This window comes from Candidatus Methylomirabilota bacterium, from assembly GCA_028870115.1.
GTDB lineage: Bacteria > Methylomirabilota > Methylomirabilia > Methylomirabilales > Methylomirabilaceae > Methylomirabilis.
The window spans coordinates 1-25,627 of sequence record JAGWQH010000016.1 but is presented as its reverse complement, the minus strand read 5'-3'; the positions used below and the strand labels follow the sequence as shown (position 1 = coordinate 25,627).

21 protein-coding genes and 2 riboswitches are annotated in these 25,627 nt (G+C 58.3%); of the genes, 10 read left to right on the top strand and 11 right to left on the bottom strand.

Going from position 1 to position 25,627, the window contains the following annotated elements; all coding sequences use genetic code 11:
• Positions 1–2 precede the first annotated feature (2 nt).
• Positions 3–1,931, top strand: a complete 1,929-nt coding sequence (locus tag KGL31_01205; GenBank protein ID MDE2320528.1) for an aconitate hydratase — start codon at positions 3–5, stop codon at positions 1,929–1,931.
• 297 nt (positions 1,932–2,228) lie between these two features.
• A complete protein-coding gene (locus tag KGL31_01200; GenBank protein ID MDE2320527.1) occupies positions 2,229–2,546 on the top strand; it encodes a hypothetical protein in 318 nt (105 codons plus the stop codon).
• Positions 2,547–2,550: 4 nt separating this feature from the next.
• On the opposite strand, the gene KGL31_01195 is transcribed toward KGL31_01200, so the two are convergent.
• Genes KGL31_01195 through KGL31_01185 form a run of 3 tightly spaced genes read right to left on the bottom strand, consistent with a single transcriptional unit; the run spans position 2,551 to position 4,170 of the window.
• Positions 2,551–3,462 (bottom strand): DUF72 domain-containing protein, encoded by a 912-nt coding sequence (locus KGL31_01195; GenBank protein MDE2320526.1) that lies wholly within the window; start codon positions 3,460–3,462, stop codon positions 2,551–2,553.
• A 40-nt stretch (positions 3,463–3,502) separates the two neighbouring features.
• The gene (locus tag KGL31_01190; protein MDE2320525.1) at positions 3,503–3,955 is read right to left on the bottom strand and encodes an OsmC family protein; all 453 of its coding nucleotides are present in this window, start codon (positions 3,953–3,955) and stop codon (positions 3,503–3,505) included.
• Positions 3,937–4,170, bottom strand: a complete 234-nt coding sequence (locus tag KGL31_01185) for a DUF433 domain-containing protein (GenBank protein MDE2320524.1) — start codon at positions 4,168–4,170, stop codon at positions 3,937–3,939. The genes KGL31_01190 and KGL31_01185 overlap by 19 nt, the downstream gene beginning before the upstream one ends.
• A gap of 454 nt (positions 4,171–4,624) precedes the next feature.
• Here KGL31_01185 and KGL31_01180 point away from each other — a divergent pair, with 454 nt between their 5' ends.
• Together KGL31_01180 and KGL31_01175 are read left to right on the top strand one after the other, a co-directional pair.
• Positions 4,625–8,008, top strand: coding sequence for a hypothetical protein (locus KGL31_01180; protein MDE2320523.1), 3,384 nt, complete (start codon positions 4,625–4,627; stop codon positions 8,006–8,008).
• Positions 8,009–8,178: 170 nt separating this feature from the next.
• Positions 8,179–8,850 carry a DUF1318 domain-containing protein gene (locus KGL31_01175; GenBank protein MDE2320522.1) on the top strand — a complete coding sequence of 224 codons (672 nt, stop codon included), beginning with the start codon at positions 8,179–8,181 and terminating at the stop codon, positions 8,848–8,850.
• Between the two features lie 33 nt (positions 8,851–8,883).
• Here KGL31_01175 and acs read toward each other — a convergent pair whose 3' ends face one another.
• The 6 genes from acs to KGL31_01145 form a co-directional block, all read right to left on the bottom strand.
• Positions 8,884–10,833, bottom strand: coding sequence for an acetate--CoA ligase (gene acs / locus KGL31_01170; protein ID MDE2320521.1), 1,950 nt, complete (start codon positions 10,831–10,833; stop codon positions 8,884–8,886).
• A 157-nt stretch (positions 10,834–10,990) separates the two neighbouring features.
• Complete coding sequence (locus tag KGL31_01165) at positions 10,991–11,668, bottom strand: ribulose-phosphate 3-epimerase (GenBank protein MDE2320520.1); 678 nt, start codon at positions 11,666–11,668, stop codon at positions 10,991–10,993.
• A 3-nt stretch (positions 11,669–11,671) separates the two neighbouring features.
• Positions 11,672–12,736: a fructose-bisphosphate aldolase class II gene (fba, locus tag KGL31_01160; protein ID MDE2320519.1), complete on the bottom strand. Its 1,065-nt coding sequence runs from the start codon at positions 12,734–12,736 to the stop codon at positions 11,672–11,674.
• A gap of 37 nt (positions 12,737–12,773) precedes the next feature.
• Complete coding sequence (gene glpX / locus KGL31_01155; GenBank protein ID MDE2320518.1) at positions 12,774–13,787, bottom strand: class II fructose-bisphosphatase; 1,014 nt, start codon at positions 13,785–13,787, stop codon at positions 12,774–12,776.
• A 488-nt stretch (positions 13,788–14,275) separates the two neighbouring features.
• Positions 14,276–14,491, bottom strand: a complete 216-nt coding sequence (locus tag KGL31_01150; protein MDE2320517.1) for an acetyltransferase — start codon at positions 14,489–14,491, stop codon at positions 14,276–14,278.
• Positions 14,492–14,533: 42 nt separating this feature from the next.
• Positions 14,534–15,076, bottom strand: coding sequence for a hypothetical protein (locus KGL31_01145; protein ID MDE2320516.1), 543 nt, complete (start codon positions 15,074–15,076; stop codon positions 14,534–14,536).
• A 540-nt stretch (positions 15,077–15,616) separates the two neighbouring features.
• On the opposite strand from KGL31_01145, the gene KGL31_01140 reads away from it, so the two are divergent.
• The 5 genes from KGL31_01140 to KGL31_01120 all read left to right on the top strand — a co-directional run bounded on the left by KGL31_01140 (position 15,617) and on the right by KGL31_01120 (position 19,536).
• Positions 15,617–17,068, top strand: coding sequence for an O-antigen ligase family protein (locus KGL31_01140; protein ID MDE2320515.1), 1,452 nt, complete (start codon positions 15,617–15,619; stop codon positions 17,066–17,068).
• A 427-nt stretch (positions 17,069–17,495) separates the two neighbouring features.
• Positions 17,496–17,575: riboswitch (cyclic di-GMP riboswitch) on the top strand.
• A 69-nt stretch (positions 17,576–17,644) separates the two neighbouring features.
• Positions 17,645–18,139 (top strand): hypothetical protein, encoded by a 495-nt coding sequence (locus KGL31_01135; protein ID MDE2320514.1) that lies wholly within the window; start codon positions 17,645–17,647, stop codon positions 18,137–18,139.
• 323 nt (positions 18,140–18,462) lie between these two features.
• The gene (locus KGL31_01130) at positions 18,463–18,720 is read left to right on the top strand and encodes a ribbon-helix-helix protein, CopG family (protein ID MDE2320513.1); all 258 of its coding nucleotides are present in this window, start codon (positions 18,463–18,465) and stop codon (positions 18,718–18,720) included.
• 214 nt (positions 18,721–18,934) lie between these two features.
• A complete protein-coding gene (locus tag KGL31_01125; protein MDE2320512.1) occupies positions 18,935–19,135 on the top strand; it encodes a type II toxin-antitoxin system VapB family antitoxin in 201 nt (66 codons plus the stop codon).
• Complete coding sequence (locus tag KGL31_01120; GenBank protein MDE2320511.1) at positions 19,132–19,536, top strand: PIN domain-containing protein; 405 nt, start codon at positions 19,132–19,134, stop codon at positions 19,534–19,536. The genes KGL31_01125 and KGL31_01120 overlap by 4 nt, the downstream gene beginning before the upstream one ends.
• A gap of 558 nt (positions 19,537–20,094) precedes the next feature.
• Here KGL31_01120 and KGL31_01115 read toward each other — a convergent pair.
• Entirely contained in the window at positions 20,095–21,675 is a 1,581-nt protein-coding gene (locus KGL31_01115) for a Fic family protein (GenBank protein MDE2320510.1), read from the bottom strand.
• A 316-nt stretch (positions 21,676–21,991) separates the two neighbouring features.
• On the bottom strand, positions 21,992–23,182 hold the full coding sequence (locus KGL31_01110; GenBank protein ID MDE2320509.1) for an ATP-binding protein: 1,191 nt from the start codon (positions 23,180–23,182) through the stop codon (positions 21,992–21,994).
• 1,256 nt (positions 23,183–24,438) lie between these two features.
• A riboswitch (cyclic di-GMP riboswitch) is annotated at positions 24,439–24,518 on the top strand.
• A gap of 69 nt (positions 24,519–24,587) precedes the next feature.
• Between KGL31_01110 and KGL31_01105 the strand changes: the two genes are divergently transcribed.
• Positions 24,588–25,627 (top strand): fibronectin type III domain-containing protein (locus tag KGL31_01105; GenBank protein MDE2320508.1); only part of this gene is annotated, 1,040 nt, incomplete at its 3' end.

The window sequence follows — 25,627 nt, the reverse complement described above, 5'->3', positions numbered from 1 at the left end:
TGATGGGGATGAACCTGGTCCAAAAGATTTTTGAGGCCCACCTGGTCGCTGGAGAGCTGGTCCCGGGCAAAGAGGTCGCGATCCGGATCGACCAGACGCTGACGCAGGATGCGACCGGGACGATGGCCTATCTGCAATTCGAGGCAATGGGCATCCCCCGGGTGAAGACGAAGCTGTCGGTCAGCTACGTAGACCATAACATGCTGCAGACCGGTTTCGAAAACGCCGACGATCATCGGTTCCTGCAGAGCATTGCGGCCAAGTACGGCATCTACTTCTCGCGTCCGGGGAATGGGATCTGCCACCAGGTTCACCTGGAGCGATTCAGTGCGCCTGGTCAGACGTTGCTCGGCTCTGACAGCCACACCCCCACCTGCGGCGGCGTCGGGATGATCGCCATCGGAGCGGGCGGCCTGGATGTCGCCGTCGCCATGGGGGGCGGTCCCTTCTATCTCCCGATGCCGAAGGCCATGCTGATCAGACTAAATGGTCGATTGGGCCCGTGGGTCTCGGCCAAAGACATTATCCTGGAGGTCTTGCGGCGGCTTACCGTAAAAGGCGGCGTAGGGAAGATTCTGGAATACGGCGGGGAGGGAGTAGCCAGCCTCAGTGTGCCGGAGCGAGCCACGATCACCAATATGGGGGCTGAGTTGGGCGCGACGACGTCCATCTTTCCAAGCGACGAGCAGACACGCCGCTATCTCGCGGCGCAGGGCCGCGAGAGTAGTTGGGTCTCCCTGGCGCCCGATCCCGATGCCACTTATGACGAACTGCTGGAGATCGACCTGGACCGACTGGAGCCGATGGTGGCCCGGCCTTCAAGCCCGGACAATGTCTGCCCGGTCTCCGAGGTCGAAGGGACCAAGATCTCACAGGTCTGCGTCGGAAGCTGCACGAACTCCTCGTTCCAGGATCTGATGACGGTCGCGACGATGCTGAAGGGCAAGACCGTCCACCCGGACATCAGCTTCACGGTCACACCAGGTTCCAAGCAGGTCTACACTATGATCGCCGCCAATGGCGCGCTGACCGATCTGATCGCAGCGGGCGGACGGATCCTCGAGTCGGCCTGCGGCCCGTGCATCGGCATGGGGCAGGCGCCGGCCAGCGGGACGGCATCGCTCAGAAGCTTTAATCGGAACTTCGAGGGCAGGAGCGGCGCGCCCAACGACAAAGTGTATCTGTCCAGTCCGGAGGTCTGCGCGGCCTCCGCCCTGGCCGGCAAAATCGTTCACCCGAAGCGCATCGGCCAACCCGCTTCAATCAGTCTGCCGGAGAAGTTCACCCTCGACGATAATCTGATCGTCCCGCCCTCGCCCCACCCGGAGCAGGTCGAGATTATGCGGGGCCCCAACATCAAGCCGGTACCGATCCGGGGGGAGTTGCCTTCCACCATCGAGGGCGAGGTCCTCCTGAAGATGGGCGACAACATCTCTACCGATCATATCCTGCCTGCCGGCTCGAAGATCTTGCCCTTGCGCAGCAACATTCCGGCCATCGCGGAGTACGCCTTCAGCCGGATCGATCCGGAGTTCGCCAAGCGCGCAAAAGAGAAGGGCGGCGGTTTCGTGGTCGGGGGCAGCAACTATGGCCAAGGCTCCAGCCGGGAGCACGCTGCCCTCGCGCCGATGTACCTCGGCCTCAAGGCGGCTATCGCCAAGTCGTTCGCCCGCATCCATCGGGCCAACCTGATTAACTTCGGGATCCTCCCGCTGATCTTCATGGATGAGACAGCGTATGACACAGTCGCGCAGGGTGACCATCTGCGAATCGAACAACTCGCGCAACAGATCCGAGAGGGACGGCAGATTATCGTGCGCAATGTCACAAAAGAGACGAACTTTATGGTCAGACATGATCTCACCTCTCGGGAGGTGGACATCGTCCTGGCCGGTGGGATGCTGAACTATACTATCAAGGCGACAGCCTAGGGGGTGAGCATGGAAAATCTGCTGTGGCAGCTCGGAGGGGTCGTGCTCGTTGGAGTTCTCGCGTACCTGATCGTCTTCCGCAAGCGAGGGTCCGGCTGAAAGCACTAGACGGCCCGCGGCGCGGGCGCTAACTGTTCTGCTAAGGCAACGTGAGGGGATATTTTTGTTGACACACACTATCGCCTCGATTAGAATCCGTTGACTGAATTCCTGCCACCGGGAGTTCCGCGGTCGTCCTCATCGTTCAGGTCACCTGGAATCCCATTTATCGTCTTTGCTCTGATTCTGGAGGAACGCATGTTTGCAAGAAAGGTCTGTGTAAAGCTTCGCCCGGGTAGCTCTGTCGAATTTTCCCGAACGCTGCAGAGTGAAATCATCCCGATCCTCAGGTCGCAGGACGGGTTTTGTGATGAAATCTCTTTCGTCTCCGGCGAGCGCAACGAGGCGGTCGCCATCAGCCTGTGGGACAGGGCTGATAGCGCGGATGCGTACCATCGCGAGACCTACCCCCAGGTGCTGCAAGCGCTCGAAGGCGTGATCGACGGCGAGCCGCAGGTGCAGGCCTTTGCGGTCTCCAACTCGACCATCCACAAGATCCCAAATCTGCCTCGGTAGGCGTTCAGGCCGCAATTGCCTTAACAGCCTCGTTGATCGCAGGAAACGCCTTGGCGAACTCCTCGCGGACGGTCGCTGTAGGCGGTAGTCCGATCTGACGCGCCATCATCAAGGCATTCGCCGGGGCCTGGCCTCGCACGTGGTTGTTGAAGAAGATCAGCACCTTGCTCTCTCCAGCCGCTACGATCTCCCGAACCTTCTCCGTGAACGGTTTCAGTTCCGCTTCTGAATACAGGTAGTCATACCGCTCCTCTGCCGTCTCATGTTGCCTCCACTTTTCGCGGTTCCTGCCGTGGAAGCGCAGGTACAGTAACTTTTGGGGCTCCAGTTCCTGCTTGATCGTATCCTTCAACTGCGGCATGTCGATGCAGGCCCAGCCCGCATTGAACGCTTCCAGCAGCGCCCTGGTCTCTTTGCTGTGCTCGTCCCACGAGGCGTGGCGCAACTCGACAGCCATGGGGTAGTCTTGAAACTGCCGTAGAAGGTTGGACAGCGTATCCTGGCGCTGAGGCGTGCGCGCAAACCACTCGGAGAACTGGATCAGCAGGCAGGCGAGCTTGCATTCCTCGGCAATCGGTTGGATGCCGCGCTTGAAGTTATCGTAATCTGTCTGCGTTACCTCCGGCTCGGCGCCGGTCGCCTTCTTGAACATCCCCGGATGTGTGAACTTCTGCCAGACCTTGATCGCAAACTCAAAATTCCTGGGCGTAATCGTGACCCACGCCCTTGCCGTCTCGGAATCGAGTAGTCGATAAAAGGTAGAGTTTACCTCCACGGCGTTGAAGACCTGGCTGTAGAGTTCCAACTCGTTCTTGGGCTTTGCGGGATAGAAGATCCCGTTCCATCTCCCCTGCCCTCTTGGATACGACCAGCCAGAGGTGCCGATCCGGACGCGCTTTTCAAGAGCCCCGTTCATCACTGTTATCCACCGGCGCGCCGCAGTGGCCGACCATGTATCAGTCGACCGGCTCGATCGTAACGGTTGCCAATATCGAATTGGCAATAATGCAGCCTTGATGCGCCTGCTCGTGGAGTCTCAGGAGTTCGCCGTGAGATAGCGTCACAGAGCCGCTGAACCGGACTCGCGGTCGAAGAACGATCCGCGTCACGGCCAGCTTACCATGTATATTCTTCTCCAGAAACCCGGTCGCGTGGTCTTCGTACGCATCGACCGTCAGTCGCTTGCGTGACGCAACAGCCAGAAAGGTCAGCATGTGACAACCGGAGAGGGCCGCGACATACGCCTCCTCGGGATCGACGCAGTCGGGGTCGCCGTGATAGGCGGGTGCTGCGGATGCGCGAACCTGAACGCCGCCGTCGAACGACCAGGAGTGATCGCGGTTATAGACCTCGTACTCGAAAGTCTCGGATGTGCGCCGCCACGTGACGGTTACGTCGTGCTCCGACATTTAGCCTCCTCATGCGCCAGCTCAGCCGCATAGGCGATGGCGGCGTCGATGTGTTCGGGCTTCAGCGACGGATAGCTTCGGAGAATCTCTTCCCTGCTCGCTCCCTCGGCAAGGCTGTCGAGGATATTCGTAACAAAGACGCGTGTCCCCTTGGCGCAGAGTTGGCCGTGGCAAATCAGCGGGTCGCTGCTGAGGTATCGCCGCCAGTCAATCATGATCCGATCTCCTTTCTCCCTGGATCCCTTGGTGTAACGTAGCCTCTATCGCGTTGCGTCCATGAGCAGCACGGCGTTCAACGTGCTGGGTGATCTCCAGGATATCGGGGAAACGACGCCCTTGAAACCGCAACGTTATAGGTATCACGCTTGGCTCTTCGCTGTCTATGAGAATCCCAAGAGTACAGACCGGCCGCGCAATCCGTTCGTTTGTCTCTCATTGGTTAGAAAGTCCCCCGCCCGCGTCATGGCGAGGGAGCACAGCGACCGAAGCAATCCTACTGTTCTTCGCAACATCGAGAAGGCTGAGGTTGCCACGCTCCCTTCGGTCACTCGCAATGACGAGTCGCATTCTCTATTCTTGCAATCAAGGATTTGCTTGCCAACCCTTGCTCCCCTTGCGTATGGTTATGCGAAGGTTGCAAGCGCCCCTTTCAACTGGAGCATCTCACCATTGAGAAAACTCAAGTCGACGCTGATCGTTCTGCTGGCGGGATTGACGACCGCTGTTGTCGTCGCCTCTCTTCTGCTCACCCTCTTCCTGCCCACCCTTCTCCAGCGGCTTGGCTGCGCTCCGTATGGGATTCGCTGCGCCATTGGGGCGGCGAGTATCCACCCTCGCCCGAATCTGACCGCAGACCTGATGATTGACCATCTCACCCTGTTTGATCCTGATGGCCGGAGTGTGGCGCTGCGGGTAAAGCGCCTTGCCGCCACGCTGAACATTCCGTCGTTGATCCTCACGCGTCAGGTCATGCCGACCGATGTGCGGATCGATAGCCCGGAACTGTTATTCCGACAGCTTGACGATGGTCGGTGGAATCTCCTGGCGTTGGCTCAGGAGGTGCAACAGCATCTGCAACCCGCCACCCGGCCCACTACATTGCTGTTCCCCCGGACCTCTATCACCGCCGGCATGATTCAGATCGACAGCCATCAGATCACCGATGTCAATGTTACTCTCGAGCCGAAGCCGGATCCTCTGCTGTTAGAGATGCAGGCGCAGGCTACCGTCGGCGGACGAACAGTTCGGATCAGTAGCGCCTTGAAGCACACGCTCGAGGGGGAAATCCAGGCGCTGGTCCAGGAGGAGAGGCTGCGGGGCGCAGTACGATTTCGTCTTGATTATCCGGATCGGGCCGTAACCATTCCCGACTGGTCGTTCGAGGCTGAAGGGGCGCTGGTTCGCGGGAACGCCGCCATTCGATATGGCAACTGGCCGCCCGCTTATACGCTGACCGTCGCGCAGTGGCAAGCGGATCTCGGCACATTGGCGCGTCAGTTCTCTCTCCCTTGGTTTTCCGGCTTTACGGGGATGATGGAAGGCGAGCCGACCACGCTTCAGGGCCACTGGCCCGACCTGCCCGTTGGGCAGCTCGCGGCCATCTTTAAAGATGGCGGATTGGCGCTTCCCACGCAACAGTTGAAGATCAGCGGGCTCACCGGAGGCATGCGCCTTCAGCGTACAGAGACCGGGCTCCGGCTGCAAGCGGGGCTGCGCGGTCAGGCGCTTGAACTGCTCGGACAGCGACACAGCAATCCGTCGCTTCAGGCCTTGATCAGCGTCGATCCGACCAGTGGTGACGTCGTCACCGAGGAACTGGTCGCATCGCTCTCCGGCGCGCAGATCCGAGCCAAAGGGAGCGGACAGCGGTGGGGACGCGACAGCCTCGACGTCACGACGACCGATCTGAGGATCGAGCCAACCCTCCTCACACAACTCTTTCATTTGGCCGATAGGGGCGTGTCGATCACCAGACTTGTCGATCCTTCGATCCATATCTGGTGGCCAGGCACAGGCCGCTCGTGGAAGGCAGAGATCGTGAGCCGATCGATACAGCTCCACGCTGCCGCTATAAGCGGTGCCGCAACACTGCAGCGCGCGCAGATCACCGTCCAATGGTCAGGAACATCAGGGCGCAATCTTGACGGCGCACTCGCCATCGAACAGGCCGACCTCCCCGGTCGGCGCCTGCGCGCACTCAGGGCCAGGTTCGAGATGGACCCTGACCAGGTTCGAATTTCAGAGTTGCACGTTGCCACGGGTGATGGGGATGTCCAGGGCCACGCCTCGTTTTCGAGAACTGCGCCCCTGCACGAGATGCGTGTGGCGCTTTCGGTGCGCGGCCTCCGTCCGCAGTCGCTGTTCGCCCCTACAGAAAAACCGGCCGAGTTACTGGCGATCCCTTTCGACGCCGAACTGTCGGCGGCGCTCTCCCACGGTCTCGTGACGGCAACCATCGATCTGCCGCCTGCCGTGACCGAGCAGTTACACCAATTGATCCTGAAGTCCCCACCCATGGCATCCACCGGCGCGGCCAGCGGCCATATTCTTCTTCAGGCGCAAGGAACCCTCCAATCCGGCCACAGCGTGCAGGCGTCCGGTTCGATCAGAGTGCGAGGGCTCCGCGAACTGCTGGCCGGTGGGGATCCGACGAATCGGGTGCTCCCTGTTGAACTTGCCGTCGCCTACCGTGATGGTCTGCTCACGCTCAAAGCTCACGAACTCGACTTGTCGGCTGCTGAGCTCAGCCCCATGATCGGTCGGCTGGCCAGCCGGCGGATCGTAGGCAGGGAAGGACGCCTGGTCATATCGGCAGATGCCACGTTCGGCGGATCGCAACCTCCTACTGCCGGCGGCGCGATAACGTTTCATGGTCTTTCGTTCAATCTGGCGCGGGAAAAGGCCGAGCCGACGCCTCTACTCACGGGCATCCGGGGCGCAGTCGCCTTCACCCTCGATAAGGGCCTGCTGACGATTCCCGAGACGGCCCTTCGGACCGACGAAAAGCTCACGCTCATCCTCACCGGCAGCCTGCCGCTTGGCCACAACGACCCCAGCGCCGCTCGTGTTCACCTGTCCGTCCCGTGGACAGAGGCCGCCGCGCTCCGCTCCCCGCTGACCGCCCTGACGGGGGGCCGGCCTGAGGCGACTCAGCTAACCGGTCAGCTTCGGGCTGATCTGGAACTGATTGGCCAGGAATATCATGGGGCGCTTGCTCTGCGGAATGTCGGCATAGGGTCGAACTTCTTCCATGTGGATGGCGCAACAGGCGTAATCCCGCTGTACGGGCGGATCGATCAGGGTTCAACTTCACCGCTGCATCAGGTCGCGGCCCGGCAGAAAGCAGGCTGGTCCCATCTCACCGAACCTGAGTATCGCGCAGCGCTGGAGAGGTTATCAAACGTACCTGCCAAGGCGCCATTCTCACTGACCATCAACTCGCTCCGCTACGACCCGATCGAGCTTCGCAACATCGAGATCGCCCTCGCCTCGTCCGAGAACCGAATCGTCGTACAGCGGTTTGCCTTTGCGGCCTGGGATGGGCGATGGAGCGGCTGGGGGATGGTCGAGCCGTTGAGTGAGGGGATCACTCTGACCTTACTCACTGAGGGGCTCAGCCTACGCGCGATTTGTGATGCCTTTCCGCCCATCACAGGGTATATTAATGGTCGGATTAACGGCATGGCCGACCTCGAGATTCCCCACTTTGCCCTCGACCAAGCACAAGGCAGCGCGCGGTTCTGGGCCGTGGACTCCCCGCAGGAAAAGCGGAAGATCAGCCGCACCTTGATCGAACAGTTGGCGGGGCAGCGGATCCGCTATTTCAGTCTGTTTGGAGTGGCTCGTCGCTATGACCGAGGCGTACTGGATGTAGCCTTAAAAGCGGGCGATCTGATCTTTCATGAACTTGAGATATCCCACACAGTTCTGGGGTTCAAGGATTTGGACGTTCGAGTCTCGCCTTCCTTTAACAAGATTGGTGTGGCTCACCTGATCGAGAGCATCAGCGAGGCGATCGAGCGGATGAGGACCTCGGCCAAGACAAATCACTAAGTACAGCATTTCATAACTATGCCCACAAATCCGTTCACCCTGAGCCAGTCGAAGGGTGGCCTCCCCGTTCATGGTTCGACAAGCTCACCACGAACGGATACGTGACCGTAATTGTGAAACGAACCACTGAGCTACAGTCATTAAGGACCGTAGGCAGAAGGAGGACGTGGATGCGCAACCACCGAAAATCGCTTGTCATGCTCGCCTTGAGCGCTCTATTCAGCTTCGCCGCGTGCGCGGTCATTACCGTCAACGTCTATTTTCCGGAAAAGGATGTCAAGTCGGCCTACAAGTCGCTGGAAGAGGAGTTGCTGCAGACTCCAAAGAAGGAACAGCAAGAAGCGCCGGCAGAGCCGCCGAAGTCAAGCCTACGGCAAGGGCGACAACCGCTGCTGGTCATGACACGTGCATGGCACATGGCACTGGTGACTGAAGCCATGGCCCAGGACGATCTCTCGCGGCGAATTACGGAGGAGATTAAGACCTATCCGGAGGTAATCGCCGCGTATAGAGGGATCGGCCAGCGGCTCGCGAGACTCAACCAACTTCGAGATCAAGGATTGGTGGGTGAGGCGAACGATGGAAAGGCGGCGTTTCGCGTGAGCCCGTCGCAAGTGGGCGAGGCGGAAGCCGCGTTGCTGCGGGAGGTGAACCAAGATCGGGAGGTGATTATCAACGGGATGGCCAAAGCGATCCTCAAGCTTACTAAGCAAGAGGGAACCGTTGCGAATCTGGCGAGGGTAAAGACGCAGGCCGCCGAGACCTTTGCCTCGATCCGCCGCGACGCGGCTCACCCTGGCTGGTTGGTACAGCTTCCGAACGGAACCTGGGCACGTAAGTGATTTCGGGCCTATTTATTTATCGGATCGTGAGCGCTACGACTCGCCGTACTTGGCCTTGAGCTCAGCCACCACATTGGCGTCTGCCAGTGTGGTGGTATCGCCCAACGCGCGACCTTCAGCAATGTCACGAAGCAGGCGACGCATGATCTTGCCGCTCCGGGTTTTGGGCAGCTCGGCCGTGAAGATCAGGTCGTCCGGTCTGGCGAAGGCGCCGATCTTCTTGACAACATGCGCCTTGATCTCGGTTTGGAGTTCGGGAGTGGGCCTGATGCCGTCACGAATGGTCACGAAGGCGGCGACGGCCTGCCCCTTGATCTCGTGGGTACGACCGATGACGGCCGCTTCAGCTACGTAGGAGTGATCCACGAGGGCAGACTCAACCTCCGCCGTCGAGACGCGATGCCCTGACACGTTCATGACGTCATCGACGCGACCCAACAGCCAGAAATCACCATCCTTGTCTCGGCCGGCCCCGTCACCGGTGAAGTAGATACCCTTATACTTCGACCAGTACTCCTTGGTAAAGCGGTCCGAATCGCCCCAGATCCCGCGGAGCATGCCGGGCCAGGGCTGGCGAAGCACCAGGTAGCCGGTCGCGGCAGGCCTGCCGTTCTCATCCACGACCTCAGCGTCGATCCCCGGGAAGGGGCGGGCCGCCGAGCCGGGCTTGAGCGTGGTAATCCCCGGCAGCGGCGTGATGAGGATATGGCCGGTTTCAGTCTGCCACCAGGTGTCCACCACCGGACAGCGGCCGCCGCCGATCACCTGCCAGTACCAGACCCACGCCTCGGGATTGATCGGCTCGCCGACGGTACCGAGCAGGCGAAGGCTCGATAGGTCGCAACGCTTCGGGTATTCTTCGCCCCACTTCATAAAGGTGCGGATGGCCGTCGGCGCCGTGTAGCATATCGTAATCCCATGCTTCTCGATGAGACGCCAGAAGCGATCCTTATCCGGGTAGTCCGGGCTTCCCTCATACATGACGGTAGTGGCCCCGTTGGCCAGCGGCCCGTAGACGACGTATGAATGACCAGTCACCCAGCCCACGTCAGCTGTGCACCAGTAGACATCGTTGTCCTGGATATCGAAGACCCACTTATGCGTAGCGGCGACCCCGGTCAGATAGCCGCCTGTGGTGTGAATGATTCCTTTCGGTTTCCCGGTCGAACCGGAGGTATAGAGGAGAAAGAGCATGTCCTCGGCGTCCATGATCTCCGGGGCGCACCTGGCCGGCGCATCCTTAATGAAATCGGTCCACCAGACGTCCCGGCCTGGCTCCATGTCTATGGCCTGCCCGGTCCGCTTCACGACGATCACCGTCTTGACACCTGGACACGCCCTGAGCGCCTCATCCGTGTTCTTCTTGAGCGGTACCACCGCGCCCCGACGGTAGCCGCCGTCTGCCGTAATCACGAGGGCCGAGTCGGCGTCAAGGATGCGGTCCCTGACCGCCTCCGGTGAGAAGCCGCCGAAGATTACGCTGTGAGGCGCGCCGATTCGCGCGCACGCCAGCATCGCGATGGCGACCTCCGGGATCATCGGCATATAGATGGTGATTCGATCCCCCTTCTTGACGCCGTGCCGCTTGAGGGCCGCCGCGAAGCGGTTCACCTCACGATACAGATCCCAGTACGTGAAGGTCCTGCTCTCGCCCGGCTCTCCCTCCCAGATGAGGGCTGCCTTGGTGCGCAAGGAGCCGTTTACATGGCGGTCGAGGCAGTTGTAAGCGACGTTGAGCTTGCCACCTATAAACCACTTGGCGTGCGGCGCCTTCCATTGGAGGACCCGTTTCCACGACTTGAACCAGTGAAGGGCCTTCGCCTGGCGCTCCCAGAACCTGACCGGATCCTTCGACGCCTCCTTATAGACGGAGGCCTTATTCACAACCGCGCGCTTGGCGAACGTCGCCGGCGGTCTGAACTTCCGTCTCTCCTTCAGAGGGGCGCTGATCGGGGTGTTGCTTGGGCTCTTGGTGATCGCCATAGTCACCGTACTTATCACGAAGGTAAGCGCTTCAGGGGAAGCTCGCAGGTGGTTATCGCGTACCTGGTTCCGGGCGATAACCCTGCGACGCCTCGGGAAGCCAGGTCTCGATCTGCTTGATGAGGTACGTCGAGCCCGCAGTCTGCCGGTTTATGGGTCAACACCAACTTTTTGCACCGCCAAGGGCAGTCCGAAACTGGGCTATGGTGGCCGCGTAGTCGGAAGTCCCGAAGATAGCGGAACCCGCCACGAAAGTGTCGGCTCCGGCGTCCGCAACGCGACGGACGTTCTCTGCTTTTACGCCGCCGTCCACCTCCAGGTCGATCGCCTTCCCAAGAGCGTCGATGCGGTGTCGCAGGGCTGTGATCTTCGGCAGCACGTAGTCGATGAAACTTTGGCCGCCGAAGCCGGGGTTGACGCTCATCACCAGCACCAGATCCAGCCGCTCCAGCACATAGTCCAGCCAGGCGATGGGGCTCGCCGGATTGAGAGAGACACCTGCGCGACAGCCGAGACTCTTGATGAGCTGGATCGTTCGATCCAGATGGCGGGTCGCCTCCGGATGGACCGTGATGATGTCAGCCCCACTTTTCGCAAAGTCGGGGATGATCTGGTCTACCGGCTCGATCATCAGGTGAACATCCAGCGGCTTGGCCGTGTGGGGTCGGATCGCAGCGACCACGGCCGGCCCGATGGTGAGATTCGGCACAAAGTGATTGTCCATTACATCAACGTGGATGTAGTCGGCGCCGGCCGCATCGACGGCGCGCACCTCTTCACCCAGTCTGGCAAAGTCGGCAGACAGAATCGAAGGGGCGATCTTATACGTAGTCACTGGCTAGTTGACGCGCGGGTCGAGCTCGCCCTTGGTGTAGCGGCGGGCCATATCATCCAGACAGATCGGACGGATCTTGCTCGCGTGACCGGCGCTCCCCAACTGTTCATAGCGCTCTTTACAGATCTGCCGCATCGCCTTGGTGGCCGCCGTCAGGAACTTCCGCGGATCAAAGTTCTTCTTATTCTGCGCCAGATCCCGTCGAATAGCACCGGTGGCCGCCAGACGCAGATCGGTGTCGATGTTCACCTTCCGCACCCCATGCTTGATCCCAAGCTGAATCTCTTCGATCGGCACCCCGTAGGTCTGCGGCATGTCGCCACCAAACTCCCTGATGATCTTCAGCCACTCCTGTGGAACGCTGGAGGAGCCGTGCATGACCAGGTGGGTGTCCGGAATACGCGCATGGATCGCTTTAACCCGCTCCATCACAAGGACATCGCCCTGCGGCTTCTGGGAAAATTTATAGGCCCCGTGGCTGGTGCCGATGGCAATAGCCAGGGCATCCACTCTGGTCGCCTTGACAAACTGCGCGGCCTGCTCGGGGTCGGTCAGGAGTTGATCCCGGGAGAGCGTTCCCTCGGCGCCGTGGCTGTCTTCCTTCTCGCCAGTCCCGGTTTCGAGGGAGCCAAGGCAACCCAGTTCCCCTTCCACCGATACGCCGATCGCGTGGGCCACATCAACAATATGAGCCGTTGTCGCAACATTATACTCATACGACGACGGGGTCTTACCGTCGGCCAGGAGCGAGCCGTCCATCATGACACTGCTGAATCCGGAGCGGATCGACGCGATACACACCGCTGGGGATGCGCCGTGATCCTGGTGGACAACGACCGGGATATCGGGATACATCTCCGACGCCGCCAGAAACAGATGGCGGAGAAATGGTTCACCGGCATACTTGCGGGCGCCGGCGGAGGCCTGCATAATGACCGGGCTGTCTACCTCATGGGCTGCCTCCATGATCGCCTGAATCTGTTCCATATTGTTCACGTTAAAGGCGGGGACGCCATACCCATGCTCGGCGGCGTGATCGAGTAACTGTCGCATCGAAACGAGTGACATGCCTTCCTCCTATCTCGTTTTCTGTCCTGTGCCTGTCTTAAATCTCGTGACACAACTTGATAGTCTTTAGTTCATCCGGGCAGTGTTCCGCCTGAATCGTGCGCCTCGTCCGGCTCTTGCCACGCATCACGATCGAGTGAGTCGTCGAGACGTTGTCCGAATATCGTACGCCATGCATCAACAGACCATCGGTAATGCCTGTCGCCGCAAAGAACACATCCTCACTGGACACAAGGTCTCGCTCGGTGAGAACCCGGTTGATATCGAGACCCGCATCGACCAACGCCTCGCGCTCGCCGGGTTTCTGGGGAGCCAGTTGACCCAACATCGCCCCGCCCAATGCGCGCACGGCACAGGCCGCGATGACGCCTTCCGGCGTCCCGCCGATGCCCATCAGAATATCCACCCCCGAACCGGGCGTCGCAGCCATCAGCGCGCCGGCCACGTCGCCATCGGTGCGCGTCAACACGCGCGCGCCGGCAGCTCGCACATCGGCGATGAGTCCGGCATGGCGCGGCTTATCGAGGATGAATACCGTAAGGTCCGCCACGGCCTTATGCTTCGCCTCACCGATAGCCGCAAGCGTGTCGGCCACAGGCGCGGCGAGACTCAAAGGAGAGATGGCGTCCCGCGCCTCGCGTCCGACCACCAGTTTGCTCATGTAAAAGCCGGGGCCGGGGGACCACATCGTACCGCGGGGCGCCACGCCGATCACAGCGATCGAATCCGGCCGGCCATGCGCCAGCAGACTGGTCCCCTCCACCGGGTCCACCGCCACGTCCACGGCAGGTCCGTGGCCGGTCCCGACCGTCTCGCCATTGAAAAGCATGGGCGCCTCGTCTTTCTCGCCTTCGCCGATGACAACCACACCGTCGATATCGACCGTCCTGAGCATCGCCCGCATGGCATGGACGGCCGCCTCATCGCCCGCGTCTTTTTGCCCGCGTCCCATCCATCGCCCCGCGGCCAACGCGGCGGCCTCGGTCACGCGGACCAGTTCGAGCGCAAGGTCGCGCCCCAGGCACCCATTCATCGTCGACACATTGCTCATAGGTATCCTTTCTGATCTGGTTCTGCAAACTCCCGCTCACCCCTCGACATGCTCGGGGCGAACGGTATGGCCATTGAAAAGATTGGTGTCCCGTTCGTGCTGAGCCCGTCGAAGCACAACGAGGGGTTTACAGGACAGGCTCACCTATGTTGCAAGAACTCATCGGAAGCTGGATTCAAACAAAAACGCCGTCAGAGGTCATAAGACCTGAGAAGGCGTGTTGCTGTTGGAGAAATATTTCATACGCGCTTTGCAATGTCAACTCTTTCTCGCGGGGGGGTAGTGTCCTAATTTACATGCAGCCGTGCCCAAGGTATCACGTCTGACAGCACCGTCATTGCGAGCGACCAACGGGAGCGCGGCAATCTATCCGTTCTCCTCTGCAGCTCATCAAGAACGGTGAGATTGCTTCGCCTTCGACCCGCAATGACGCGCGAAGAGAGTTTCCGAATCAGCGATATTTCCTCGGGTAAGCTTGAATGAGGACACTACCCCGCGGCGCTTTTGTAGTGCACATCCACCCAGTAGCGCGGCAGGCACTCGCCGGAGGGGAAGATCAGATCGGACTTATCAAAACCGGCAGGATCCTGCATCTCCTCGCCGGCATGGATTCGGCCCATCACAACCGACTGATGTGGATCAAACAGCGCAGAAAGATCAATGACCTCTACCAGGTGACCGGTCTGTCTGTCTTTTAAGAACATCGCAGCTCCTCCTCACATCCTGCGTACTATTCGTTGCAGTGCCTAAAAGGGAGACCAGCCAAACAGCATGACCAGCCAGGCGATAGCGCAGAACACAATAACGAACAACGAGATTACGATCACAAAAAGGATGGGTCCACTGAGCTGTTGGCCCGATGTCCCGACGGAGCCCGAACTGACATACTCAACGCGAACCTCCTGACCCGGTGCGATGCGGCCTTGAAGCGCCTTCACGAACTCCTCAGCCTGTTCGCGCTGCCACGGCCAGCCCTTCATGACCTCGCGCTTGCCATCCGTCGTGTTGACAATAACCGTTGGGGTACCTCTGAGAAGGCAGTAGCCGAACAGGATAAAGATCACACCGATAAGCACCAGTATCGTCGGCACCCCCATGATAATAAGAAGGATCCCATTGCTGAGGCTGCGGGATATGACGAATTCGACCGACGCGATAGAACTGAGAGGCACGTCCTCCTTGCGCCCTTCCGTCAACCACCCTCTGTTCGGATGATAGACGACCCGTTGGTCTGTCACTATCCCGAATACGTTGTCAACGTAGGTCGTTTCCACTTCCGTTTCGGACATGCATCTATCTCCCTTCACCCGACAGGACCAGCACTACTCCGGTTTCGTGGCGAACCAATTGTACGCTCGTAGATCGATAAATTTTCGTTAAGAGTTCCGATATCACAAATTTATCTGCAGAATTATAATGAATATTGGAAACAGTATCAAGCTTGTCGATGCACCTGATAATATGGCATAAAGAGCCGGCGATCACTATACCCAATGAGGCGGGGCGCTTCAAGGCGAAACGGCCGGAGGGTCGATGGCGCTGTGCAGTCTTCGCGGTACACAGACTCACATTTTCATTGACAGATAACAACCGCCTTTGCCACTATACAACAGGCCGGAGCGGCGAAACGACCAGGCGCATTGTCTTGAGGGGGCGGAAGGGTTATACTTGTAAGTATGTGAGTGCCTCCGTCTCATCATGCGCGCATCCGTGGCTCCGGGAGTGCTTCAACTTCCGCCTCTTCGAACATCGCCTGCTGGCCAGGAGATATGGGGGGTGGCGAGGCGATCCAACTGTCGTCGTGAGGATCCTATCGTAACGTGTGACCGATGCCCTTCTTCGACCGTCTCCTCCCATGGATGCTTGCCGCCCTGCTGATTTTTACGCCGCTCGCCTTCGGCACCGTCGAGGTCTGGTCCATCGCAATCGCCGAATTACTGGTACTCTTCATGGGGGTTATCTGGACCCTTCGGATGATACGGGATGGAGCAATCGAATTCCAGCCAACAGCGCTGAATACCCCGGTGTTTCTTCTTCTGACTCTGATGCTCTTGCAAATGCTCCCCTTACCTTTGAGTGCGATCAGGCTACTTTCGCCTGCAGCGTATTCGGTCTACATCGATGGCGCATCTGCCCTTAATCTTCAGATGGGATGGCGGACGATCTCACTCGATCCGATCGCCACCCGTGAAGAGTTCCTGAGAGTTCTGGCCTACGTCGCGCTGTTCTGGATCCTATTCAACAACTTCCGGGAGCGCAGAGAGATCGAGAGGGTTATCGTTATCATCATCGGCATGGGTCTGTTTCTGGCGGTGCTCGGGATCACGCAACTTTTTTCCGGAGGCGGTAAGATCTACTGGGTTCACGTGCTGCCGTATGGCGGGTTGCCCTTTGGCCCCTATGTTAATAGGAACCATTTCGCCGGCTACATGGAGATTGCCATCCCGTTGACCATTGGATATCTCTTGGTCCAGGCTCCCGTACGCAAGGGGCGTCTCACCATCAGGCAACGATTCCTCCTGTGGACCTCCCAGCAGACCAGTAAATCGGTGCTGCTTATGTTTGCCGCGATATTTATGGGCGCCGCGTTATTGCTGACCGGCTCTCGCGGCGGCCTTGTCAGTTTCGTAGGCTCCATGGTGTTTTTCGTTGTCATGGCGACAATGAGGCGAGCATCGCATTCAAAGGGGAGGCGGCTGGCGCTTGCTTTCTTCGGCCTCGTGCTGATCGCCGCCGTGTGGATGGGGGGAAACCGCGCATTCCTGTCGATGGAACGGCTCGAACAAACATTTCAGGAACCAACTGTGGAAGAGCGATCGATTCTCTGGCAAGACACCCTTCGGATGGCCGGGGATTATCTCCGCTTGGGTTCCGGTTTCAACACCTTCGAAGAAGTGTTCCCGACATACAAGACCTCCACTGCCCAGATGATTTTCCAATACGCACACAACGATTACCTGCAACTGCTGGCTGAAGGCGGCATCGGCGCTTTCTGCCTCGTTATCTGGTGCCTCATTGTCTGGTATCGAGATCTGTTCGGAAGGTGGCTGGTGCGCCAAGATCCGTTTGCCGGCATCATGACATTGGCCGGCATGACTGCCGTCTTTGCTATGCTCATCCACAGCCTTACGGATTTCAACCTGCATATCCCGGCAAACGCTATCGTCACGGTCACGGTATTGGCTATCACGCTCAACGCGGTTCGCGTTATCTCGCCAGGACGAGCTGTGAACGGTCAGCCTGAGCGCCCGTCACTGTATGATAACCAGGAACAGAATTAAGGACATCATTGCCCAGAAAGTCCCTCCTCACCCCCCCCTCCCCTCCAACCGAGGCGAGGGGGGACCAATAAAGACCTCCTCTCCCTCCAGGCAATCGGGTAATCCCGGTGTATCGCCGCAGCCGACGAATGGTAATTTTTATAACCCGAGTAATGTAGTTCCTCCCTCTTTCTCCACATCGCGTACGCCGATCCCACACACCCGTTCGCTCTGACCTCATTTTGTCATCAGCGTGACAGAAATTGTGACGCGGAACTGCAGTACCTGAATCCTTCAGCATGTCTGGTCTTGCATTCGGGATCATCCATCCCGGCATATCAACGTAACCTGGTGAAAATAGTGGAGTCATTTCCAATGGTAGAACAGCAATAGCCTGACGGTCTATTGGCACAACCATTGCCTATCTTAACTGGCATAGAAGGGTCCTTTCCGATAAAGGCAAACCAGTCGTAAGGCTGGGACGCAAAGCCACCGGTCAGCAATCAGGCTGACAGCGGGGTTACCGAAGAAAGGAAGGGCGGCACTCCCAACCGCTCCTTTCACGGAAAGCGACCTTCAGTGAAAGGAGCGGTTGCCATGTTTGCACTCCAGGTACGATCCTACCTCGTTGGTTGTGCGCTGGTTCTGCTACCCCTTCTGCTCCAGGGGTGCCTTGGCAGCGTTCAGTATCTGGCCAGTCCGGGTGTTCGGGCGGGGCTCCACGCCGACATCCTGAACTTCAGTGACCGCGAAATCGACCCGAATACGGTTGACCAGGTCTATCTCGATGTCGCCCGTCTCATGGGCATCACTCCGGACCCTTCCAAACCCCGGCCGCAGGTACTCGTCGTCTCCCCTGCCCAGATCCATCAGGAGTATCTCCGGCTCGGCCGATCGGCCAAGGCGCAGGCTGGTATCGCCCTCGCACTCTACGTCCCTCATGCAAACAGGATCCTGATTCCGCATTTCGACCGTACCCTTCTGATCCACGAGCTGGCCCACTATTTCACGTTCCACTATCTGTCTGCTCCCCGCTCCCAGTGGGAAGCGATCGCCGATAAGGTCGTCGATGCCGAAGAGTCTGGGGGTTGAGAGCTGGGCCACCATTGTCAGCCCAGGATCTGCTGCGGCGTATAAACAGGAAGCCTGACATGGCGGGTCGACAGATCAAAGTGGTTATAACAGTGAAGAAGACTGCATAAGTAGTGCGTGATAAATCCCTTCATCTTCCGTTCGTGATTAGCCCCTCGACATCCCCCAGTCGTTCGTCATGAGCTGGTCGAAGGAAACGGCTTGGATGTTTAAGACCGACCCTTCGACAAAGCTCATGGCAGGGTCCCAAGCTCCGGAAAATATTGGATATATCTGACATTAGCATTATAATGCTATTTGTAACACCTCAAAAGGAGTGAACGGTGAAAGCGCGGACAATGGCATATTTCGACCCTGAACAGCTCGAAGCCTTGCGGGCTGAGGCCAAGGCACAGCGAATCTCCTTGGCTGAGCTCATGCGACGTCTTGTGAAACAGCACCTGGAAGAGCGCCAAGGGCTACCTCTCCTTCCCACGGAGACGTACCTGAAGATCGTCGCCTTAGGCTCGAGTGGCCGTCAAGATATCTCCGAGCACCACGACACGTACTTGGGTGAGGCCCTCCACCGCTTCCCCTCTTGAGACTTCCGCCTTTAACGCGAAGAGACTACTCAGCGCGCCCCTCTGATCGTAACGACGCGGAACGCCTTCAAAGGCATCCCCCGAGACAAGGTCATAAAGGCGTAAGCCGGAACCATCGTGGGCGTTGCGCTGCCCACCTCGGAACCCCGCCCTAGTGAAGAGGGCTTGACATCACACATTCATCAGTGTACAGATATGTGTGGAGGTGATCTGTATGGCGACCAATCTTCAAATTGATGACGCGCTGATCACGCAGGCCGTAAGGCTTGGCAAACACCGGACAAAAAAAGCCGCGGTCACCCAGGCCCTGATCGACTACATCCACCGCTTAGAGCAGGACAAGATCGGCTCGCTATTCGGGACGATCGACTACGATCCCACATACGATTACAAAAAGCAGCGCGCGCGCCGATGAAGGTCCTGGTGGACACCAGCGTGTGGTCTCTGGCGCTCCGCCGCAAGGGCCAGAGCGCTTCCGCGCCGGCCGTGGAACTCCGCAACCTGATCTCCGACGGCCGAGTGTGCATGATCGGACCAATTCGGCAAGAACTCCTCTCAGGTATTCGTGACGAGGCGCAATTCAAAACACTGGCGGTTCATCTGGCCGCCTTCCCAGACCTGCCAATCGCAACCGACGATCATGTTACGGCAGCTCGGTTCTTTAACCTCTGCCGCACGAAAGGGATTCAGGGCTCAAACACTGATTTTCTCATCTGCGCGGTCGCCATTCACCACAAGCTTGCCATCTTCACGACAGACAAAGACTTTCCACTCTATGCTGCTTACCTTCCGATCATGTTGCATACACCGATCTGAACGTCCTCATGGCCACCACGAGCCTGCTGTCCACCGCCCGGATCAACTTCCAAACAGGAACGTTCCGCGGCGCTCCTTCTTTCATGTGACCCTCGATCAGACCCGCGAAGGTCGGAATCCACACGCTCCAGCGCCCGTCATGCCCCGGTTGCAACCCCGCCTAACAAAAGGTAGGTCTTCACCGTAACATCTGCCATGGTAGGTTTTACAGACCGCGCGATGTAGTTCCTTCCCGTACGTCGGCGCACATCGCACGACATCTCTAGCAGCCTCCCCCTTTAAAAAGGGGGACCGAGGGGGATTTCAAGACGGGAACGAAAGACTTGCTGAGCAATGACGCGGGGGAACTTTCGGAGAAATTAAGGATACATGGAGCGCAGACTTTTGCACCACACTTCCGACTCAGGACATTAGCGAATCCTCTCAGTGCAGTTCGAAGACTTGGTGTGGTCCGTTGAGCACGAGGGTCCACTGATTGAGGAGTATACTTCCCCACCAGCCCATAAAACACGCGTAGCAAGAAAACCACATCGATCATCACCACTATAAGGTTGGTCTCTACGACTTCGTGTCAGCCCCGATGCCATGACGGCCGGAACCCTGATCGAAGCCCTCGAAGGTCTCGCGGACGATGCCTTCAATGAAAGTCACTTCCTCCTCGCTCAGCTTCTTGAAGTCGCCCTCACGGCGATTCTTGGACAGAGTGCCATTGTTCTGCCTGATGAACAGTACGAGGTTTTCAGCAACTCGGTCCGGCATGTCGACCGCGTCCATGATCCGGCGGGTCGCTTCGTCGTGACGGCGCAGATAGTCGATCTCGCGCGGCAGATCGTGCTCGACGGTGCGTGCAACGCATGCATACAGAAACTCCGCCTCTTCCGTGCAATCGAAATAACGGTAAAGGTCGGCAGTCTGGTTGAGGACCTCGACGTTGTGCCCAAGTGTGGGCCGCCACTCGATAAAAGGCATCAACGGGCCGGAATGGGCCTGCAGCGTTGCGCGATAATCATCGATGCGGTCCAGCATCACAGAGGAAACCGGGAATACCATCCCCGACGGCGTAAATTTCCGCTCGGCGAGGACGTGATGGATCAGGCAGCGGTGCATACGCCCGTTGCCGTCCTGGAACGGATGGACATAGACGAAGCCGAAAGCGGTAGCCGCCGCCTTCAGCACCGGGTCAATGCCGTCATCGCGCATGCGGTCGTTCGCCTCCAGCAAGCCGCCTATAAGATTGTTCAGATCATCAGGCCTTGCACCGACGAATTCCGGGAGCGGGTCGCCGTGGTGGTCCCGTTCGCCTAAAAAGACGCCGTCGGGACGCAGACCGGCGCGTACGAATCGCGTGTCCTCGATAAGGACGCGCTGAAGGCGGATGATTTCATCGAGTGTGAGGCGGTTCTTTCCGGCTTGCAGGACCGCCCTGCCCCATCGCTCCAGCCGGTTGCGCGGCGGGCGCTCGCCCTCAATCTCAAAACTGGCCCGGCTGTCGGCGAGCAGCATGAAACGAGCGGCACGCGCAACCAGGTGGGCGCTGGTGCACCCCACGGTGTCCCTTGCCCTGGCGGCAAGGTCAAGTGCCAGGAATTCCGTGAGCACTTTGGTACGCCGGATGATGGGGCAGAAACGACCGGTACCCAGGAGATTGTCGCGTACGCGGTACCGCTTCGAGAGACGCGGCTTGCCCGTGAAGTACGCCTTGGGGTCAAGAACATCGATAGCCGCGGCGCGCGGCGCATCTTCCACGTGAAGAGTTCGGCCGGTCAGGGTTTCGTAGAGATACCACGCGCGGCGCGCCGGAATGCCGGTCGGCGTGGCGCGGACAATGGCCTCGATCTCCGCCTGCGCCACCGCCTCGAAGATCCGCTTGAGGATCAGGAGATCAATGTCTTCATGGCGGAGCGCAAAAGTCAGGTGATCGGCAAAGGTATCGCCTGGCCAGTAGCGTTTATCAAAAACGGCCCAGACTCCCTCTTTCCGACGGCTCCCGCGAACGTGCTGCTCCGAGACGCAACTCGGCCGCCGAACCGGCCCCGGAATAGCGAGCGCATGGACGAGCGCCGCCCAGCCGGCCAGTCTGGTGCCGTTGGGGACGGTCTTTTCCTGGAAGACTGTGAGAGGAGCCGGGCCAAGCTTCATTGGTCGAGAATCCTTTACTATAGTCGAAAATAGCTAAATTATTGTCAGAATAGTCGAAAATCACTATAGCACACCTTATGGTCGAAACCCATGGATCAATAGCATTCAACTTGCTATCGCCTTAAACTTCAGGCGTGATAACCTTACCTTTGTCTCATCAGACCGACGGCTTTGTAAAATAGCTATTGAAGAAGGTCTCGACATAAGCTTCCTCCGCAGCCTCTCCACGCCGCACCCTTCTGCTCCACGAGCTGGCCCACTATTTCACCTTCCACTACCTCTCGATCCCCCGATCCGACTGGGAAGCGATCGCCGATCAACTCGTGGCTGCCGGATGAGCGGTCAGGGTCTCCCAGATGTTGTCAACAAGGAGCGGATTGAAAATGCGGACGCCTCGGACAGCGAACTGCTGCTCGCCGTTATAGAGGACCGCGCCTTCGGAGCCGCGCGTGATCCCCAGCGCTCGAAACCGCTCTACCCCCTTGACGAAATCTACGGAAAACGTCCCCGCGGACTTGATCTCGATCGGCGTCATTACGCCTTTTTCCCTGATGAGCAAATCGACCTCGTTGCCGTGGGAGTCGCGGAAGAAATATAGCTCAGGCCTGATCCCCTTGTTGAGAGCACCTTTCACGATATCCGTAATGATAAGGTTTTCATACAGACTTCCGCGCAAGGGATCGCGGGATGCCTGTTGTTCCGTGTGGATGCCCAGCAGAAAGGTTGCGAGACCCACATCCGTGAAAAATATTTTTGGGGACTTGATCACACGCTTTCGGATATTCTCGAAGAACGGTGGCAGCTCGAACACAACATACGACGCTTTCAGAACGGAGAGCCAATTCCTGATGGTCATAGCAGATACACCGACATCACTGGAGAGCGAAGCGAGGTTGACGATCTGGCCCACCCGGCCCGCTAACAACGTGAGAAACCGCTGAAACTGCGACAGGTCGCGCAATTGGATCAACGCGCGCACATCGCGCTCGACGTAGGTCTGCAGGTAGCCGTTGAAAAACCTGCGGGGTTCCAAACCCTCCTCGTGAAGCCTCGGAAAGCATCCGCGAACGATCAGGCCGAAAGGGTCACGCGCGGAGGTGTAGCGGCCCAACTCGTGCAGCGAGAACGGCCACAGCGTCAGTATGGCGGTTCGGCCCGCGAGCGACTGACTAATTGCCTCGTGCAGTTGCGGTTGATGACTGCCGGTCAGGATAAACCGACCGCGCGTGGGGGCTTTATCAACCATCCCTTGGACGTAGGAAAGCAGCGCCGGAAAACGCTGCACCTCATCCAGGATGCCGCCGCCTTCCACCTGACTGAGGAATCCTCGTGGATCGGCCTCAGCTGCGATCCGGACATCAGGATCTTCCAAAGAAAAGTATGGTTTATCCGGAAACGTCATCCTGGCCAGCGTGGTCTTGCCTGATTGGCGGGGACCCAGGATGGTCACCACAGGATACTCCACGGCGGATCTGACAAGTTCTTCCGAAATGTCTCGAGTGATCATGGCGCGATAATGCTCCAGGTCTGTGCAGAAAGCAAGTTATAATTCTGATTTGCACAACTTGAGTCAGGCATGGCACAGACCGAACGATGCCGGGCAGAGCCTGCTATCTCTGATAGGTGGTGTCTTATTACGGGGAGCGCTAGCTAGATTGCACTCTTGCACGACATCTCAAACAGCCTCCCCCTTTAAAAAGGGGGATTGAGGGGGATTTCCTGATTGTTCAAATCCCCCCTTACCCCCCTTTGCGAAAGGAGGGAGCAAGCTATTTTATGCTCTGAGTAATAACTCACTCAACTTGTAGAATGATTTGGCTGTACTGAACCCACTGCCGTCACTCTTTTCAATGCCCTTACCGTTCGCCCTGAGCATGTACAAGGGTAAACGGGGTTTGCAGGACAGGTTCTACGAGTAATTTCTTCGCTTTAGCGATGTAGTTCCTTCTCTTCCGTCCGGCGCATCCGCCGATTCCCTCATCCCTGTTCCGTCCAGCCTGCTGCTCGCAACTCACTGACACGAAAGCCTCTGTAGCCATCCCCAGTTAGACGACCAGCCCTCGAACATCCCTGGTACAGCAATTGCGTAGCATCCTACCGGCGCACATCGCACGACACCTCTAGTAGCCTCCCCCTTTAAAAAAGGGGGACCGAGGGGGATTTCAGAGCGGAGGCCAGGGAGATTCGCGGCAATACCCGTGCGCCGGTGGCACGCCCATGGCCATGAAAGATACGGCCTCCGGCAACATCCCCCCCCTTTAGTAAAGGGGGATAGGGGGGATTTCGGGATGGGTGCGGGGGCAGAAACATTCAAGACAGACTAACCAAAAAACGAGGCCGCAACGGATTGCGCCCGTCGCGGCCTCCTGAAACCACAACATCCCACCCAGGAGGAGGAGATGTTCCCCGCTTACGCGGCTCGTGGCTTCATTTATAATTTAGCACGTCCATCGCCGCAGTCCAGTACAACGTTTTTCACATCTCACCACCTCTCTGCAACTCGATCCGGCTTGGGGCGATCGCAGATTAGTGCCTGTCTTTCCTCAGGACACCAAACGTCACTAACGTGACGATATCTGTCACGTCAGAGCCACCATACCCTCATTTCAAAAGGAGACCATTAATCCATGAATCATTCTTCCCTGCCAAGAAATTCACGGAACTCCTTAAAAACACGGAGCCCGATGGCGATTATGCAAAACTCGCGTCATGGTAATGAACTGGCACAACCATTGCTTATCTTATCTGGCATAGAAGGGTCCTTTCCGATAAAGGCAAACCAGCCGCGAGGCTGGGACGCAAAGCCACCGATCAGCAATCGGGCTGACAGCGGGGTTACCGAAGAAAGGAAGGGCGGCCACACCAACCGCTCCTTTCACGGAAAGCGACCTTCAGTGAAAGGAGCGGTTGTCATGTATTCAGCCAAGTTCACATCCCGCCTGGTTGGTCTTCCCCTACTGCTTCGGGTTGCCTTCGCCCTCGCCCTCACACTGTGCTTCACGGAACTCGTTGCAGGTCATGCCGAGGCTTACTATCGAAGGTCAAAGCCGGACTTGACCGTGCCCGCCGTCAGCGCCCCCTCATCGGCCTCTTCAGGCGCGACCATCGTCGTATCCGACACCATCAAGAATCAAGGCACTGCGGCTTCGAACGCCTTTAGCGTTGCGTATTATCTTTCCAAGAGCCCTTCCAGCACCACTGGCGCGGCTGTGCTGGGTACTCAGAATATATCGAGTCTCGCGGCCGGCGCGAGCGTGGCGCTTGTCACCTCCTTCACCGTTCCCGGATCAACTGCAAGCGGCACATTCTATGTGGTCGTGGTCGCCGATTCGACCAATGTCATCAATGAGAGCAATGAGAGCAATAATATCGCCTCTTCTGGAGCAATTTCCATTAAGAACTCAACCCCACCCACGATTAGTTCCGTAACCAGCTCTGGTATCACCGCCAGTAGTGCCACTGTCACCTGGAACACAGATAAGTCAAGCACCTCGCAGGCAGACTATGGGACCACCGCTGCCTACGGCAGCGCGACAGCGCTCAACAGTTCCCTTGTGACGAGCCACGCCGTCACACTGAGCGGATTGACCGCAGGCAAGGCATATCACTTCCAAGTACAGTCCAAGGATGCCGCCGGGAATGCGGCGCTCTCGAGTGACTATACATTCACGACTGCTAGCGCAGGCGCCGGCGGTGAAACCGTTTCTTACTATCAGGCTATCTACGATGCTGAGTACCAAAATAATCAAACCACACTTGATGCGATGGCGGCGAGTGGCGATGGGGGGACGTACTACACCTTCCAATATGTCTTCGGCGGGACGCTGTCCATGTATGAAGCCACACACGATGTGAAATATCTGGAACGAGCCCTCGCATGGGCAGAGACAATGGTCTCAAAGGCTACAATCATCGACAGTAACGGTAATCACAACTGGTCGGGACCGTGGTC